Here is a 16312-nt window from a genome sequence, read left to right as displayed (position 1 = left end):
GCGCGTATCGTATATCCTATACGACCGCGCTTTACCTTGCATCCTTGTCCGATTATGCTAACGACCACAATATCTTCAACGCAATACAACGGTCGAATGGGCACGGCTTTTTTTACATTAAAAACATATACTACGATAACTTTTGAACGAGATTTAAGTTAGTGGTTATTAATTGATTTGGTATTTATTCGGTTTGATTGGCCGATCATGCCCTACGCGTTCTGCGCAGGAAAACGGGGGAGGCCGAGGGGCTGCGTTCACAGCCCTTCGGTTCGCCTAGCTAGCTATTTAACCTATTTTGCTATAGCCCAAAAGGCGAAATCATTCACTGTTATTTAAAATAGTGACATACACTATTTTTCCACATAAAGCCTTGCTCGGGCATAATAACCGTGTTCAGCGCTTCACCGCATCTTAATGCCCGAAAAAAAAGCCTCACCTTAATCCTTAGATTCTACGCCCATTGCATTCATTATAATAAAAAACAGATCCGTTTGATCCAGCAAGCCTGCTACATTCGCTGCATTTGGCCCATAACCTGCAATTCTTATTTGAGTTCCGGTATGATTTTGGCTATCTGTTTCACTTGTTGCATAATTAATTGTCATTAATGAGCCATCTTCAGTCATTAACGTTTGGTTAAGACCATAAGCTTTTGCTTTAGAGGGTATAATTTGCGTGGCATGAGCATGATCAGCCGTTACTATCACTAATGTATCATCATTTTCCTTAGCAAATTTAAGTGCGACTTGCACAGCTTCATCAAGATCAACTGTCTCACCAAATTGGCCACATGGGTTGGCGTTATGTGCTTGTTTATCAATTGATGCCCCCTCCACTTGTAAGAAAAAACCATTAGGATTATTTTTTAACAGTTCGATACCTTTTTCGGTCATCTGCGCTAATGTTGGTATGTTTTTATTGCGTTCTGAATTGATTTCACAACTAACTACAGCATCATTAATTGCGCCATGTAAGGTTGCCTGAGGGCCTTTCCAGCGAATAGGCATATTACCATTTGAAAAAAGCCCAAGAACGGGTTTTGATTGCTCAGCTAACGTTAAATTATTTAATTCATCGAGAGTTTTAACTATTTGATAACCTTTCGCAATCGCCTGTTCTTCAAGTGTCTTACCCTGCCACTTTCCAGCCTTAGGCATTTCTAAAAATGTTTTATAGCCACCTCCTAAGGTTAAATCTGCCCTCGTATTAATAAGTTGTTCGGTTATAGATCCTAATCCACCATTTTCTAATGCCATAGCGGGGCATAACTGACTTGTGGCGTTCGGCCCGTAACATTTACGATTTGGTACGTGAGAATATTGGGCTGCGGGCGTTGCATCTTGAATTTCTGCTGTTGAAATATTCCCCGTCGATTTACCCGCATTTTTAGCAAATTCAAGAAGCGTTTTATACGGTTTTTCATTTATATCAACACTAATTGCACCATTATACGATTTAATACCGGTAGCCCAGGCCGTTGCAGAAGCAGCAGAATCGGTGACATAATTTGGTTTATTGGTTTTTTTATCTAAAGAATAGTGCGTATAAGAGCCGGTGAAAGGTAAAGCATCTAACCCTTCAAAATACCCACCAGCGCCTTTTGCATAGTTCCTTGCGGCGGTGATTTCGGAATCTCCCATACCATCACCAATTAATAAAATGACATTTTTTACTTTATTTGTTTTAATTGCATCTTTTAAGGCATTACTTTGATCCGCTTTAAGCCTCGTTGCACCGCCAAGTTGTGTTAAATCTCCTGTCGCTCCTCGAATATAGAGTACATCGCTATTATTATTGGCATAACTAAGCGACATGCTTAATAACAAACTACTAGAAATTACGAATGCTAATTTATTAAAATTTTTAATCATTTTTCTAATATCCTCAGTTGTTTTAAATAAAGCACAATGAGTATAAATAAATAATGTTACAAAAATGTGACAGCGGCTTATTGTTTAGTTAATTATCTTCATCGGGAATGAATCAGCATCGTCACATTAAGCTCGCAAGATGAAGGAGAGCAGCCGCGCGGCCATTATATCCATGCGGATGCAGGGGAAGCTAAGGGGGCAAGCAAAGCTCCCTTGCTCGGGCATAATAAGCAGATTCAATTCTTCGCAGCATTTTTAATGCTCGAAAAACCTAAACCAACTAATCCTAATTTTATATTAAAAACAGATACTACGATAACTTTTGAACGAAATTCTACTCAGTGATTATTGATTGATTTGGTATTTATTCGGTTTGATTGGTCTATCACGTCCTACGCATTTTGCGCAGGAAAACGGGGCAGGCCGAGGGGCTGCGTTCACAGCCCTTCGGTTCGCCTAGCGGGCTAATTAACCTATTTTGCTATAGCCCAAAAGGCGAAATTATTCTCATCATCTTAAAATAGCGATATGAGCCTATTGTTAAAAATACATCAAAACCTATATCACCCTTTCCCAAACCAACACTTAAACTTTGATTGAAAAGGCATATTAACAGGGCGAAAGTTAACATCGTTATAAACTCACCATGATGAGTTAGCTTTTTAACTTACATTTTCTGGCCTTTTTATGATTAAAAAACCATGTTAAACTTGATGCGGTTTAGCGTATGTAAAATAACAATAATAATAGGAACCGCATCGCAATGTACTTTTACCAATTGGTGTTAAATAAAGAGTGGCAAGCACTTCAAGAAGATTACTATCAAACTCGGCAAAATACCAACAGGTACATTGCCAAGCCCAAACGGATTAAACATTATTATGACTGCGGCTACGATGATATCGTTAAGCACTTAGTTGCAAGCCCCGATAGTTGTAAAAATTTCTATCCTTTACTGCAACAAGTTGGTTTACCTTACCAAAGCTATTATCAAAAGTGCACCGAAAAAGTGGCAAACGTCTTAAAAACGGCGCTCTTTAGTGAGCAACTGGTATTAATTGAATTGCCACCGCGTGATGGCTATGTTAACGCCTCTGCCTTAGCAAATGAAACTATCACCGCTTTACCTGTAATAAAAGAGCCGATGTATGAGCCTGATGATAGTTGGATTATCGTTGATTTAGTTAACCACAAGCCTGAGCAAATCGAGGTTCGTAATGCCGGCAATAGCTATGAGCATATCACTTTTGCTAAAACCAGCAGCGATGAAATTTTTTTAAAACACGGTGATATTTTTTCAGTAACGCCAGTTCTACCCAAAGTGCATATTCTACTGGGCGGCAAACAAGGTCATTATGATTTAAGCCTACGCGGCGAACCGCCCCTTCGGGTTAAAAAACTCGCTCAAGCTTGGCTTGATGAACTAAGCGAACAACTTCGCACCGGTAATTCACCGTTTAGCATTGAGCAAGATGAGGCCATGGCCAGCGTGATTAACCATGGCTTTTCAGCGCAGCATAATCCTAATATTAAAGTGTTTGATGAATCGAAATGCTTTCGGCCTGACGAGCTAATTGGTGCACTATTTTATCAGCTATTGCTAACTCTCAATCAAACGCATTTTATTACCGCCAAGCAGCGCATGGGTGACCTTGCTTATGATGATAGCGAAGGCGCAATTACCGATTTCGATAAGCTCAAACAGGCGGTTAAATCACTCGCGAACTTACGCCACAGCGAGGGGTATGATAAAGATGACTATGCCTATCATAATAGCGACTTGGCTAAAATCGCCAAAGAGTACCTTAATCAGCCCTTAATCCATGATGGCACCAAGAGTGATAAAGATTATCAAAGCAAACTTAAAGCGCAAATAAAACACGATACGCAAGTTGATGGCCTAACCGATATTGAAAGCCTCTACTTTACTGCCGTCAAACTGCTTAAACAGCTACGTGAGCCCGGCATTATTAAGCATGTAGAAACGCGGCGAGAATATCAATTAAAAACCACTAAGTTAAATTATAAGCCTATCGAGTTAAAAGCCCTCGATTTTATTGCTTTAACCCTACACCGCAATTACCGCTATCAAATTAGCGCTGCCGATAACTCGGCTCAGTTTATTGGCCGTTTTAGCCTTGATGATAAACTCAAGATTAAAATCCCCGCTAAATATGCCCATATTACCGAGTGGAACTTAACCGCTACGCCCGTTGAAAATGACTTTGTTGATGAATTCTTCCCGACCTTAAAAAACCAATACCAAAGCATGCTATCAATGCCGGGCTTTACCCTTGGTGAAAGTGATGTGGGAATTATGTACGCAAATACCATGATTGGCAGCGATAAATCGTTAAGTAATTTAACTGCTTCAGCGCAAGTGGCCGGCGGCGCGGTCAGTTTATACTTGGCAGCGGCAATTGGCGCAACCGGCGTTGGCACCCCACTGGCCGGCACTATCGGATTTATTGGGCTTGATAACTTACAAGCGGGCACTCGAAGTTTATTATCACAAGATACAACAACCACTTACGGCGCCCAGTTTTTAGAGTGGGCTGGCGTGCCAAAAGGTTATGGTGAACTTGTTTATGGCCTATTTGATATCAGCGCTATCACCAAAGCCGGCTATGCATTAAAAGCCACCAATCAAGTCTATAATGTGGTTAAAGTAAAACCGATTGCGACAGCAAAACCACAACAGTTAATAAAAGCCGACGAAGTTGCGATTTCAGTTGAAAATATCACTAAAAACCAGCAACATGTGGTTGAGTTGAAAGGGTTTAAATTAGACGAATTAACGCCTAAAAAAATAAGTGATCTTTCACTAGATGAGCTAAAAAATAGTTTACCAGATGGTTGGACGTTTTTTGAAAATAACGGTAGAGTTCATATTAAGGATATCGGTAAAAATTTTCGTATTCGAATAGATCCTCCTGACAATGTTACTCATTATGAACATATTCATATTTTTGATATGAATAAAAATCCATTAGATATTAATGGAAAAATTGTCCCTTATAACAGCCTTGATGGGCATATTCCGTGGTCTAATAAATAAAGAGAGTTATTTAATGAATATAAAATTATTAATAAATCAAATAAATGAAACTAAATATTGGGATATGCCTATATTAGATCTCCAATCTAAATATTTTGGAGATGAAATATATTTATTTATTGAGAAGAATAATAAAGTTTGTTGGAAGATTAGTTTTATTTCTTGTTACAAGGTTAGCTATGAAACGGATGCAAACTGGCGCGGTGATTTCCAAGTAAAAAATATGACGAATGGGCAGTTAGGTTATTATGGCCAAGATATATCATTAAGCGAGTGTGATGACAATAAGGATTTTATCTCAGCATCACTTGATCTATCAATTATGACAATGAAAATTGTATGTAAAACTATCTTAGTTGAGGAAATTGAAATGCAATATGAAACTTTATTTTATAGAGAATAAGTATCAATTAATTAATACACCTAAAGTACAAATAAGTGCGATTTATTATGGATTACTTCATCTAAAAAATGATGAATCTGATGATGCTTTCAATGAGTTTGGGTTTTTTGTGTTAGCTAGAGGAAAAATAAGAAAAGAAAAAGACCCATTTCTATCGCCTTGTATTCCGACTATTGAAGATGGTGAATAATTAGATGAATGGGTTAAAGGTCCGTCAAGAACAGCTGGACAGGAATTTGAATGGGACGTTCAATTATCAAAATTAGGCGAAAAGCATTTAGGTTGGGCATCCCGAGATGGTAAACATCTGAATGTCTCTTTAGATGGAAAGATAACTCACAAATAAAAAATGCGATATGATTATGAATAGCAGATTAAGTTTTTTCTCAGAGGTTGAGATTTTAGCGGCTACAGCACAAAAACAACTTATTCATCAGAAAGGTGTAATTATAGGTATTAGTGAAGAAGATGGAGTTATATATGGATATGGTGTTTTAATTCATGGAAGAGAGGGGTTAGACTTCTTTGAAGCAAAAGATTTAAAACCAACAGGGAAACAATTTAAGCGTGAAGATTTTTATTAATACTTATTTAATTGATTTCACTTTTAATATTTTAACTTGGTTTTTTACATGTATATATCATTAGTTAGGGATAATTGAATGTTGAAAATTTTTAGTTTTAATACATCAAATATAATAGAAAAAATAAACCGATTTGAAGAGCAAAATAATATAAAGCTCCCCTCTTTGTATGCTGATTTTTTGAAAAAATATAATGGCGGTTATACACCCAAAACAAGCTTTGAAATAGATGAAATTTCTTCAGACATAAGAGGTTTTTATGGTTTTGAAGAGAATGATGAAAATTATAATTTTTTACTTTTAACTAGATGTGATGATTTTATCGACTGTATGAATAATAGTTTTTTACCAATCGCAATGGATAGCATAGGGAACTTTATAGTAATTGGTATTGGAGAACATAATAATGGGGAAGTTTATTTTTTAGACACTGAAATGAATCGGTATAATTATTTATCTTCAAACTTTAAAAATTTTATATCTCAAATCAATAGCCAGAAGTTTATTATTCGTTCTATAGACGAAAGACTGCAAGGAATGAAAAAAATTAACAGTAATGTTAAAGTCGATGATGAATTATTAAAACTTTGGCAAACTGAAATAGATAAGTACTCTAAACTGAAACAGCAGATTGTTATTATATAAGCTTTGTTACAATCAAAGTGAAATGGCAGTATTGATATCTGGTCACAAGAGTAGTTGGATATTTATGATTTAGTTTTGGATAAACAAGTAATGAATATTAAAAATGGATTTGGAAAATTAACAGTAGCTCAAATAGAGTATATTGAGCATAATTTAAACATTAATTTACCTAAAGACTATAAACAGTTTTTAATTGACTTTAATGGTGGGCTGCCTCAAAGTAATTATTTAACTTTGATGTTAAATAATTTAAATGAAACGCTGACACTGGGTGTTTTATTAGGTATTAATGACAATCCTAACTATAATTTAATTAGTTGGAATATAGAGTATAAATCTGATATGCCGATGTCCGCAATAATAATAGGAACTGATTATAATTCTGGATTATATATAATGATAACGGATAAAGAGCAGGCTGGTATATATTATTGGGATAATTCATACAATCTAGAAAGTTCTGATGATAATGAGAATGTATATTTTATTACATCAACATTTACTGAGTTTATGGAATTATGGGTGTTTGAAAAATAGGCAGTGTAAAGTTAAGTTTAAAATTATAGCTTAAAATTAACCAAGTATTATCTCTGTTTTGCTAAGGACTAAATTAATAAAGTGATAGTACTAAATAAGATAGGGGCAGCGTCTAAAATAAGTATCGAGCGCTTAGAAAAAAAATACAATCTAAGGTTGCCAAGTGATTATCAAGCATTTTTATTAAATACAAATGGTGGTTCAGTAAATATAAATGAGTATAATCAATTACCAGTTAATGGCCTTACTGAAAAAGTAGTCGTTGATGTATTATATGGAATTGATACTGGGCATGAAGCCGCTAATATTGATTTTTGGACTGATAAATTACAAAGTGACCTTCCTGCAAAGACAATAATTATTGGTGATAGTATTATGCACGGCTTGTTTATCATGATTTGTCGTGACGAAATGCAAGGCATATATTATTGGGATGACAGTTATCATTTTGAAACTTCTACTGATGAGAATAATACCTATTGGATAGCTGATAGTTTTAGTGACTTTATGGATTTATTCGAAGAGCATAAATAAATCGATATAGCGAAAATTGTTCTCTAAAATATATAAGGTTAATTTTAATTGTTAACTCAAGGGATTAGTCACCATTATGAAAAAGATATGTTTGACGACATAAGTTGGAACGATTTATTCAAATAATTATTTATTATATTAATAACCAGTCGGTCTGATGGCTTTTGAGAGCAAGTAAATATAAAAAATAAAATAAAGGTAACAACGTTGGCTGGATATTTATGTTAAAGAAGTACAGAAGATACTTAAAAATAAAACGGTTAACGCTAAAAAATAATTGAATTTTATATGTGATTTTTTCCCCAAAGTATTAAATATAGGTTCATTAATGTTTAATAAATCAAAAAAATAGGTTAAATATTGAATAATACACATGAATTAAAATCTATTAATGTAAATCATTTTTTGAAACATATACTACAAACTGATATCACTACGTTAATAAAATTTTTAAACGTAACCGTGTTAACAGAGTGTGAAAGTTCAGTCTATTACTGTTTTATCAATAAATCAGAGGTAAAGTCAGCTCTGGAAGCATTTTATATTTTATTTACTAGATTAATCTTTTTTTGGGAAGGTTGGGATTATTATAGAAACGATAAGCCTCCCATATTCATAGACGAACAATATCTTACTAAAATAATTAACGATTACTTCTATATTAAAGATAATCTCATTCAATTTAACGCGTTATCTACTAATAAAACAGCAAATGAATTTGCTAATTCTTTATACTATATGAATCTTGATAAAAATTTAACTTTCAATAACGATATAATGAATAAGTTCCCCATGATATCCTTATTTGAGCTTGTCAATTTTCCGAATAACTTTATGGAAGATCTAAATTATTTTATAGAGACAGAGTTTCACTATATCTGTGTTTCAAGTTTTTGTTCTGGTTAAAATAGACATTCAAACAAAGTAAAGTTTTTACTCTATCTTTAATCAAAAGATGTTAGGTATATAATTTGTTAATTGAATAAAAATAGCGCTCATAGAGTGTACTTTATCGCGTAAGTCTTCTTGGTTACGTTGTTGAATTGAGAAATGACGACAAACGTCAATTATCCAGAAATCATTCAATCCAGTCTGACCAAAAAGGGATAATAAAGATACTAGATAAATCGATATCTTTATAAGGTTTAACATTAAATTCAACAGCAAAATAATCCCACAAATTTTTACCATAATAAATAATATCGGTTTGATAAATTGATAATACCGGAGATAACTGATCACTATTCGTGTTTGCCAGATAACGGTGAGAATAGATTGGTACTAGTTTAGGCATTTGTTTAATATTCTTCTCCGCGATAGTTAAACGCTCTATCATCGCTTTGGGTTCTGTTCCCCATTGCTTAGATAACCAAAATCCATTATGTTCAACATCAAATAGCATACCTTCTAATGGCCAATTCAAAGCATTTTTTATATAGGTTTTATTTGTTTGTGAACTATCAATCCAGTCATAAAAAGGCGCTGAGACAGGTAACACAGCCATTAATAAGCTCTTTAACTCTAAAGGAAATTCGATCTGATACTGGTGTTGTGCTTGTTTAATTTGCGTTTCCGTCATTCCTTGTTTTAAACGAATATTATTATTTTTTAAAATATTAATAACATACTCGATCTGTGATTTGAACATATTATTTTTTCTCGAATACTTATATTAACAATAGCTTATAATAATTCATAAACTTTTTATATTAGAAAAATTATTAATAAATATTTAAACTCTGCCTAATAAAACGTTTCTATTGATGATATTGCTATAATTATGGGAATTACACCAAAAGCCTTTGAACATATTCTTAATAATAAAAAAACTAATAGCTAATAATTGAATATTTTTTTAAGTTAATTTTTCACTCAACAAAAAGAAGATATTGGAATGTATAAAAAATTTTACTACTATTAATTTTATTATCATTATCAAGCTTTGCGGGTAGCAGGAATAAAGAAAACGTTGGCGAGGAACATTTGGAACTGCTTACGGTGATGGAATGCCATCATGTGATGGCGGAACAATTCCCGATAAAGATCGTAAGTTTTATTTATCTGGAATTAAAATAGAATGCAATCCAAGCCAAAACGATTTAGATAAGGCAAATAAAAATAAAGATATTAAACAAAAAAAACTAGCTATACGCCTTGCGCGTAGCAAAACGGGGGAGGCCGAGGGGCTGCGTTCACAGCTCTTCGGTTCGCCTGAGCAAATAAACTAAAAGATCGCATCATAGCTATAGAGGCGAAACAATTCCCCACAATCTAAAAATAACGCCGTTTGAAATCCCCACACAAAAACACCTAGTTTGACACTGAATTAACAAACATGCCGTCGCATAACCAATCCCATTAACTACAAATCTTCACTATTCCACTCAGCCTCAAACTGTTTAACAAAGCTTAATAAAAACTGATGTCGCTCAAGGGCGAGTTTTTTACCTTCTTCTGTATTCATTTGATCTTTAAGCAGTAATAGTTTTTCGTAAAAATGGTTTATCACGGTAGACGGTTTTTTATAATCATCTAAGCTCATATTTATACGCGGCGCAATCGTTGGGTCATACATGGTATGTTTCTTATTGGCGCCATAATAAAAGGTTCTACCAATGCCAATTGCACCAATTGCATCAATGCGATCAGCATCTTGCACAATTTCGCCTTCTTTACTTAATGGCTGCTTGCTAGTTAAGTTTTTACGAAATGACATATTATCAATAATATCAAGAATCGCTTGCTGGCTAGATTGTTCAATTTGCTGCTGCTGCATAAACGCGATCAGCTCTTGCCGGCCTTTTTCTACATTTTCAATCACCTTATCATCGATCACATCATGTAAATAGGCCGTGATAGTTACAATAAACAGATCAGCCTCTGGCTCGGTTTTTTGAATATGCTGAGCAAGCTTAACAACTCGGTTAATATGAGCAATATCATGGCCTGAAAAGTCATGAGAAAGTTTTTGTTTGGCATAGTGATAAGTATTGGTAATGACTTGCTGTTGATGCTCAGTTAGCATGTTGAATTTATATCCAGCGAAATAAAACAATGTAGCAATTATACATAATAATCGTGTATCTTGTGAGTGAAAATCCAGAAAGTGCGTAAAAGAGGTTAATAAATGAAGCTCGTTGTTTTGGTTGATAACAATACTTTCATCGATCGTTATTATTATGGCGAGCCTGCGGTATGTTATTACCTTGAAGATGGTAAAGATAACGTTTTATTAGATGTTGGGTATTCTGATATTTTTATTAAAAATGCACAGCTGCTTGATATTGATTTAAGTGCGGTTACAACCATTGCGATTTCACATGGTCATAATGATCATACTCGAGGGTTACAATATTTAAGTCAATCAATTAATTTTGCTCAGACTAAAATCGTTGCTCACCCAGATGCCTTTAAACCGCGCTTTTATGATAATCAACCGGTCGGGGCGCCGTTTAATGAGCAAGCGTTAAGCCGCATGTGTTTATTAAAGCTTTCTAAAAAGCCAGTTAAAATTACTGAAAAAATCACCTTTTTAGGGGAAATTCCCTCATCAAACCAATTTGAAATGAGGCAAAATTTAGGCAATATTATTGATGAGCAGACAAAGCAGTCTCAAATTGATTATGTCATGGATGATACGGCGCTAGTTTATCAAGGTAAAGCGGGGCTATTTATCATTACCGGCTGTTCCCATAGCGGCATTTGTAATATTGTTGAATATGCTAAGCAAGTTTGCGGTGATGATCGCGTTGTCGGAATTATTGGCGGTTTTCATCTTATGGACATCTCGCCACAACTCAGTGATACGATAGCTTATTTTAAAGCGCATAACATTACGATGCTTTATCCGTGTCACTGCGTCTCTTTTGCAGCAAAGGTAGAAATTAATAAGGCGATCCCTATTTTCGACGTGGGGGTTGGTTTAACTATCGAAATTGACTAAGTTTGTGTGACTTTATTTTATAAAATACAAATCGATTTAAGCCGTGATTTTATTAATTAAACATAATAGAATAAATAACGCTTAATACAATTATTTAGTGAAGGAGTTTGACATGAAAGATCGTTTGAAATGGATTGATGAATTTGGTTTTATTGGCGAAACAGCAAGTGGTCACACGTTAGTTATGGATGGCGGCGTTGAACATGGTGGACGTAACCGCGGTGCTCGCCCGATGGAACTGTTACTTCATGGCGCAGCAGGCTGCATGGCGTATGATATTACCGCGATATTAAAAACGGCTAAAGAAGATGTCCGCGATATGTGGATTGATATCGAAAAAACACAAGCTGATACGTCACCCAAAGTTTACACGTCAATTAATTTTCATATTGTTTTAACGGGTAATTCAATCTCTAATGAATCGGTTGAACGCGCAATCAAGCTTGCTTCCGAAAAATATTGTAGTGCCTCGATTATGCTAGGTAAAACCGCCAAAATGAGCTATACCTACGAAATAAGAGAACAACAATAATCTTGCTTTACATGCTAACAATTCCCGCGCTTGCGGGATTTTTTACCTCACATAAATCGTATCTGCAATAAATACGCTTTACAATCAATGCCAACTATAGCCTTAAGCATATAACCGATCGGAATAACATAATAGCGTTTTATTCTTAGCATATTTATACAATCTCACTAAGATAGTGACAGTTAAAAATCAAATTATTGAGATTAGGTTATGCAACAATTAAAGAAAAGCATGCGTTTTAGGGATTTGGTGATCCTTGGATTACTCTTTATTGGCCCCGCAGCGCCCGTTGGATTATTTGGTGTGCTTGATGCAATTAGTGATGGCGCCATTGCACTGGTTTATCTTGTTGCAACTTTCATCATGGCATTTACGGCATTTTCTTACGCTAGAATGTCATCTGTGCTACCTAATGCTGGCTCGGTTTATGCCTATTGCTCGGCGGGTATTCACCCGAATGCGGGTTTTTTAGTGGGCTGGTTATTACTACTTGATTACATGTTTATTCCCGCAGTTGCTTACTTATTTAGTGGGATCTCATTAAATGCGCTGATCCCAGAGGTGCCAATTTGGGTTTGGACATGTATTGCTGTTGTTATAACAACCACCTTAAATCTTATTGGTATTAAAAAATCGGCTAAAATCACACTAATCATTTTAATGCTCGAAATCATTGTACTTGTTGCCGTTTTATCAGTTGGGATCTGGGTTTTACTGCAAAGCGGCGCAAAGCGAGAGTGGTTAGCGCCTTTTATTGGCGGTGAATTATTTAGTTGGAACAGTTTATTTACAGCGGTTTCAATTGCAGTCCTTTCTTATTTAGGCTTTGATGCTATTGCAACCTTTGCCGAAGAAAATGGCGGTAAACGCAGCTTAGTGAGCAAAGCGATTATTGGTTGCTTAATTTTAGCTGGCGCACTATTTATTATACAAACCTATATCGGTGCGTTACTTAGCCCTTATTCACCAGAATATTTGCGGGCAAATCCTGGGCTACAAGGCAAAGCTTATTACCAAATTGTAAATCAAGAATTATCATTATGGCTTGGCTGGTCTTTAGGATTGATGAAAGCAATTGGCGCGGCGTTTGCCGCCATGGTTGGGCAAGCTGCCGCAAGCCGTTTATTATTTAGTATGGGACGTGATAAACGCTTACCGTCAATATTATCAAAGGTCGGTAAAAAAAGTGGTATTCCAACTACGGCGGTATTATTTGCCGCAATATTTAATCTTTGCTTAGCCGCCATTGCCGCTAACTATGCCAAAGGATTACCAACATTAGTTTCCTTTGTTGATGTTGGTGCATTAACGGCATTTATAATGCTACATGTTGCGGTTATTGGTTACTTCAAATTTAAGCAAAAACGCCGTGGTACATCATCATTTTTTATTGATATTTTAATCCCGATTATGGGGATATTGGTGCTATTACCCGTACTAATAAATATTGATAATGACGCTAAAATAGTGGGCATTATTTGGTTAATAATTGGCGTAATGGTACTATTTTTTAATAAAGGAAAAGCTAATTTAGCATGGCTTGAGTCATCAAAGTCAAATTTAATAACGAAGCCAAAATCCTAATTTAAAATAACATGGGTAGATAAATAATTTATAGTATAAGTATTATCTACCAATTACTTTTTATACTAAAAATAGCTATCACGATAAGTTTTGAACGAAATTAAAATAACCTAATCAACTAAAATCGCAATCAGTAGGCGGTATTTAACTGCGCGTTATATCATTTGTGTGTTAAGCCAAAAAAACCGTGCGACAAAACGTATTTTTTACTGCATTTTCCATGATAGATGTTGTATATTGTTTTCCTTAGACGCATGTTTTTAGTTATTAAATACAAATAAATGAGGTAAATTGAAATGGTTAAAATTATCAATTCCGATAAAGCGCCAGCAGCGATTGGCCCTTATGTACAAGCGGTTGATTTAGGTAATTTGATGTTTGTTTCGGGGCAAATTCCACTTGATCCAGCAACGGGCACGATGCCTGAGGATGTAAGTGCGCAAACCAAGCAGAGCTTAGCGAACGTAAAAGCAATTTTAGCTGCCGCAAATTGTAAACCTGCCAATATTGTCAAAACGACCATTTTTTTAGCTGATATGAATGATTTTGCTGCGGTGAATGCTGTTTATGAGCAATTTTTTAAAGAAAATGATGCATCATTTCCTGCTCGCTCTTGTGTACAAGTTGCTCGAATACCTAAAGATGCTAAAGTTGAAATTGAAGTTATTGTTGCTAAATAATCAAACGAAAACGCCTCGGTGAAAATCCTCACTGAGGATAAATATCTTATAATCTAATACCTTAGTGAGTTATTGTCTTGCATTATCACATTACAATGATCTTAATATGTGTTAATTGGTGACATAATAAGGACAACCGCCGTGCGCAAATTTATATTTAAAATGATTATCATGGTTTTTTCTTTAATATTAATGAATTCTGCTTTTGCAGCGTTAGTTGAAAATAAAGATTATGTCATGCTAGAAAAACCAATTGAGGCCTCGCCAACTAAAGAAGCGCCGATAGAGGTTGTTGAGTTTTTCTCTTATGGTTGTCCATATTGTTATATGTTAGAGCCGCAAATTAATTCATGGTTAGCACAAAAACCGGATAATGTTATTTTTACGCGAATTGCGATCCCTCGTAAAGGCAAATGGGTTGAGTATGCGCGTTTATTTTATGCCCTTGGCATGATATCTAAGCAAGAGCAAGAGCGCATTACGCCACTAACCTACAACGCGATCCATGAGCAAAGATTGAATTTCAATGATGCTGATGAAATTTTTGATTGGGCGGAAAGTAATAATATTGACAAAGCGCTGCTTAAACAATTTTATAATTCAAAAGACGTGACTGAAAAGTTAGAACAATCCGTTATATTGGCTCATTCTTATCATCTAAAATACGTTCCCTCTATCTATATCAATGGTAAATATCAATTACTGATTCATAGCTCAAATCAGTATCAAGATGTGAAAGACAAGTTAAACCAGCTAAAACAGCTCATTGAGATCGAGGAAAAATAAGATGAAAACAGCATTTATCGGCATTGATTACATTATTGATATCATGCATCACGACGGCAAAATTGCAAGCAGTGCACCGCTTGCAAAAAAGCGACATATTATTGAAAAAGCGAATCAAATATTAGACATTGCAAGTAGCAAGGGGTGGCTAAAATTACTGGTAAAAGTCGGTTTTAGTGCTAATTACATTGAGCAGCCAAAAAACTCACCTGTATTTGCCAAAGCAAACCAACTTGGCGCTTTAATGCTTGGCCAAAAAGGCACCGATTTTCACCCGGAGCTTGATGCAGATAAAGCCGATATGGTTATTATTAAACCTCGAGTAAGCGCTTTTTATTGCACTGAACTTGAAGCGGTATTACGGGCAAATAAAATTGAGCGATTAATTATTGCAGGTGTTAGTACAGCAATGACGGTACAAAGCACAGCAAGGGAAGCGCATGATCGTGATTACGAAGTCGTCATTATTGAAGATGCCTGCGCGGCACCGAGCGAAGAGATGCATATAAGCTCGATTGAATTTTTAAAAAGCATTGCAACGGTTATAGATACCGAACAATTAAAAACTCAATTTTAAGTACAATAACTTTTGAACGAAGTTTTAACAAGTATTAATTCAGTGTTTGTCTAGTTTTATAAATTATCACGCCCTACGCATTTTGCGTAAGAAAACGGGGGAGGCCGAGGGGCTGCGTTCACAGCCCCTCGGTTCGCCTAGCTAGCAAAGTTAACATATTTTGCCATAGCCTAAAAAAGCGAAACAATTCACCATTCTCAAAATAGCGATATAACGCTATTTTCATCAGATAAAGCCAGCAGTTGCTACTCAATTAACGAACTTACTATTTATCCACTCGCTAGTGAATATCGCGCTTATTTTTATATTAAAAACAACCACTACGATAACTTTTTAACGAAGTTTTAGTCGGTGATTATTAATGAGTTTAGTATTTTTTCAGTTTGATTGACTTATTATGCCCTACGCATTCTGCGTAAGAAAACGGGGGAGGCCGAGGGGCTGCGTTCACAGCCCCTCGGTTCGCCTAGCTAGCAAAGTTAACATATTTTGCCATAGCCTAAAAAGGCGAAATAATTCACCATTCTTAAAATAGCGATATAACGCTATTTTCATCAGATAAAGCCAGCAGTTGC

General features: G+C 35.4%; 17 protein-coding genes. 14 read left to right on the top strand and 3 right to left on the bottom strand.

The genetic code is table 11. The features are described 5' to 3' along the window. Window positions 1-440: 440 nt before the first annotated feature. Entirely contained in the window at window positions 441-1874 is a 1434-nt protein-coding gene (phoA, locus tag RHO14_10700; GenBank protein WVD70823.1) for an alkaline phosphatase, read from the bottom strand. Window positions 1875-2637: 763 nt separating this feature from the next. Here phoA and RHO14_10695 point away from each other — a divergent pair. From RHO14_10695 to RHO14_10665, 7 genes are all read left to right on the top strand, one after another. Next, window positions 2638-4932 carry a hypothetical protein gene (locus tag RHO14_10695; GenBank protein WVD70822.1) on the top strand — a complete coding sequence of 765 codons (2295 nt, stop codon included), beginning with the start codon at window positions 2638-2640 and terminating at the stop codon, window positions 4930-4932. A 13-nt stretch (window positions 4933-4945) separates the two neighbouring features. Continuing rightward, window positions 4946-5335 (top strand): hypothetical protein, encoded by a 390-nt coding sequence (locus tag RHO14_10690; GenBank protein ID WVD70821.1) that lies wholly within the window; start codon window positions 4946-4948, stop codon window positions 5333-5335. Further along, window positions 5310-5525, top strand: coding sequence for an Imm7 family immunity protein (locus tag RHO14_10685; GenBank protein ID WVD70820.1), 216 nt, complete (start codon window positions 5310-5312; stop codon window positions 5523-5525). Before RHO14_10690 ends, RHO14_10685 begins: the two co-directional genes overlap by 26 nt. A gap of 172 nt (window positions 5526-5697) precedes the next feature. Then, on the top strand, window positions 5698-5919 hold the full coding sequence (imm31, locus tag RHO14_10680; GenBank protein ID WVD70819.1) for an Imm31 family immunity protein: 222 nt from the start codon (window positions 5698-5700) through the stop codon (window positions 5917-5919). A gap of 78 nt (window positions 5920-5997) precedes the next feature. Then, complete coding sequence (locus RHO14_10675; GenBank protein WVD70818.1) at window positions 5998-6564, top strand: SMI1/KNR4 family protein; 567 nt, start codon at window positions 5998-6000, stop codon at window positions 6562-6564. A gap of 90 nt (window positions 6565-6654) precedes the next feature. Then, the gene (locus tag RHO14_10670) at window positions 6655-7101 is read left to right on the top strand and encodes an SMI1/KNR4 family protein (protein ID WVD70817.1); all 447 of its coding nucleotides are present in this window, start codon (window positions 6655-6657) and stop codon (window positions 7099-7101) included. 81 nt (window positions 7102-7182) lie between these two features. Further along, entirely contained in the window at window positions 7183-7635 is a 453-nt protein-coding gene (locus RHO14_10665; GenBank protein WVD70816.1) for an SMI1/KNR4 family protein, read from the top strand. 1078 nt (window positions 7636-8713) lie between these two features. Here the strand turns inward: RHO14_10665 and RHO14_10660 are convergent. Further along, on the bottom strand, window positions 8714-9283 hold the full coding sequence (locus RHO14_10660; protein ID WVD70815.1) for a hypothetical protein: 570 nt from the start codon (window positions 9281-9283) through the stop codon (window positions 8714-8716). Between the two features lie 358 nt (window positions 9284-9641). Here RHO14_10660 and RHO14_10655 point away from each other — a divergent pair, with 358 nt between their 5' ends. Continuing rightward, a complete protein-coding gene (locus RHO14_10655) occupies window positions 9642-9863 on the top strand; it encodes a hypothetical protein (protein ID WVD70814.1) in 222 nt (73 codons plus the stop codon). Between the two features lie 134 nt (window positions 9864-9997). On the opposite strand, the gene RHO14_10650 is transcribed toward RHO14_10655, so the two are convergent. Next, window positions 9998-10660, bottom strand: coding sequence for an HD domain-containing protein (locus tag RHO14_10650; protein ID WVD70813.1), 663 nt, complete (start codon window positions 10658-10660; stop codon window positions 9998-10000). A gap of 102 nt (window positions 10661-10762) precedes the next feature. On the opposite strand from RHO14_10650, the gene RHO14_10645 reads away from it, so the two are divergent. The 6 genes from RHO14_10645 to RHO14_10620 all read left to right on the top strand — a co-directional run bounded on the left by RHO14_10645 (window position 10763) and on the right by RHO14_10620 (window position 15737). Further along, window positions 10763-11578, top strand: coding sequence for an MBL fold metallo-hydrolase (locus RHO14_10645; protein ID WVD70812.1), 816 nt, complete (start codon window positions 10763-10765; stop codon window positions 11576-11578). Between the two features lie 112 nt (window positions 11579-11690). Further along, a complete protein-coding gene (locus RHO14_10640) occupies window positions 11691-12110 on the top strand; it encodes an OsmC family protein (GenBank protein WVD70811.1) in 420 nt (139 codons plus the stop codon). A 210-nt stretch (window positions 12111-12320) separates the two neighbouring features. Further along, entirely contained in the window at window positions 12321-13694 is a 1374-nt protein-coding gene (locus tag RHO14_10635; GenBank protein ID WVD70810.1) for an APC family permease, read from the top strand. Between the two features lie 296 nt (window positions 13695-13990). Beyond that, window positions 13991-14374, top strand: coding sequence for a RidA family protein (locus RHO14_10630; protein ID WVD70809.1), 384 nt, complete (start codon window positions 13991-13993; stop codon window positions 14372-14374). Window positions 14375-14545: 171 nt separating this feature from the next. Further along, the gene (locus RHO14_10625; GenBank protein ID WVD70808.1) at window positions 14546-15160 is read left to right on the top strand and encodes a thiol:disulfide interchange protein DsbA/DsbL; all 615 of its coding nucleotides are present in this window, start codon (window positions 14546-14548) and stop codon (window positions 15158-15160) included. Window position 15161: 1 nt separating this feature from the next. Next, window positions 15162-15737, top strand: a complete 576-nt coding sequence (locus RHO14_10620) for an isochorismatase family cysteine hydrolase (protein WVD70807.1) — start codon at window positions 15162-15164, stop codon at window positions 15735-15737. Window positions 15738-16312 lie beyond the last annotated feature (575 nt).

This window comes from Orbaceae bacterium lpD04, assembly GCA_036251935.1.
GTDB lineage: Bacteria > Pseudomonadota > Gammaproteobacteria > Enterobacterales > Orbaceae > Orbus > Orbus wheelerorum.
This window is presented reverse-complemented; position numbering and strand designations above follow the sequence as displayed.

What these genes read in the sequence shown, in the direction of transcription:
- phoA (WVD70823.1), bottom strand. Translation starts at nt 1,874, where the DNA reads ATGATTAAAAATTTTAATAAATTAGCATTCGTAATTTCTAGTAGTTTG.
- RHO14_10695 (WVD70822.1), top strand. Translation starts at nt 2,638, where the DNA reads ATGTACTTTTACCAATTGGTGTTAAATAAAGAGTGGCAAGCACTTCAA.
- RHO14_10690 (WVD70821.1), top strand. Translation starts at nt 4,946, where the DNA reads ATGAATATAAAATTATTAATAAATCAAATAAATGAAACTAAATATTGG.
- RHO14_10685 (WVD70820.1), top strand. Translation starts at nt 5,310, where the DNA reads ATGAAACTTTATTTTATAGAGAATAAGTATCAATTAATTAATACACCT.
- imm31 (WVD70819.1), top strand. Translation starts at nt 5,698, where the DNA reads ATGAATAGCAGATTAAGTTTTTTCTCAGAGGTTGAGATTTTAGCGGCT.
- RHO14_10675 (WVD70818.1), top strand. Translation starts at nt 5,998, where the DNA reads ATGTTGAAAATTTTTAGTTTTAATACATCAAATATAATAGAAAAAATA.
- RHO14_10670 (WVD70817.1), top strand. Translation starts at nt 6,655, where the DNA reads ATGAATATTAAAAATGGATTTGGAAAATTAACAGTAGCTCAAATAGAG.
- RHO14_10660 (WVD70815.1), bottom strand. Translation starts at nt 9,283, where the DNA reads ATGTTCAAATCACAGATCGAGTATGTTATTAATATTTTAAAAAATAAT.
- RHO14_10655 (WVD70814.1), top strand. Translation starts at nt 9,642, where the DNA reads ATGCCATCATGTGATGGCGGAACAATTCCCGATAAAGATCGTAAGTTT.
- RHO14_10650 (WVD70813.1), bottom strand. Translation starts at nt 10,660, where the DNA reads ATGCTAACTGAGCATCAACAGCAAGTCATTACCAATACTTATCACTAT.
- RHO14_10645 (WVD70812.1), top strand. Translation starts at nt 10,763, where the DNA reads ATGAAGCTCGTTGTTTTGGTTGATAACAATACTTTCATCGATCGTTAT.
- RHO14_10640 (WVD70811.1), top strand. Translation starts at nt 11,691, where the DNA reads ATGAAAGATCGTTTGAAATGGATTGATGAATTTGGTTTTATTGGCGAA.
- RHO14_10635 (WVD70810.1), top strand. Translation starts at nt 12,321, where the DNA reads ATGCAACAATTAAAGAAAAGCATGCGTTTTAGGGATTTGGTGATCCTT.
- RHO14_10630 (WVD70809.1), top strand. Translation starts at nt 13,991, where the DNA reads ATGGTTAAAATTATCAATTCCGATAAAGCGCCAGCAGCGATTGGCCCT.
- RHO14_10625 (WVD70808.1), top strand. Translation starts at nt 14,546, where the DNA reads ATGGTTTTTTCTTTAATATTAATGAATTCTGCTTTTGCAGCGTTAGTT.
- RHO14_10620 (WVD70807.1), top strand. Translation starts at nt 15,162, where the DNA reads ATGAAAACAGCATTTATCGGCATTGATTACATTATTGATATCATGCAT.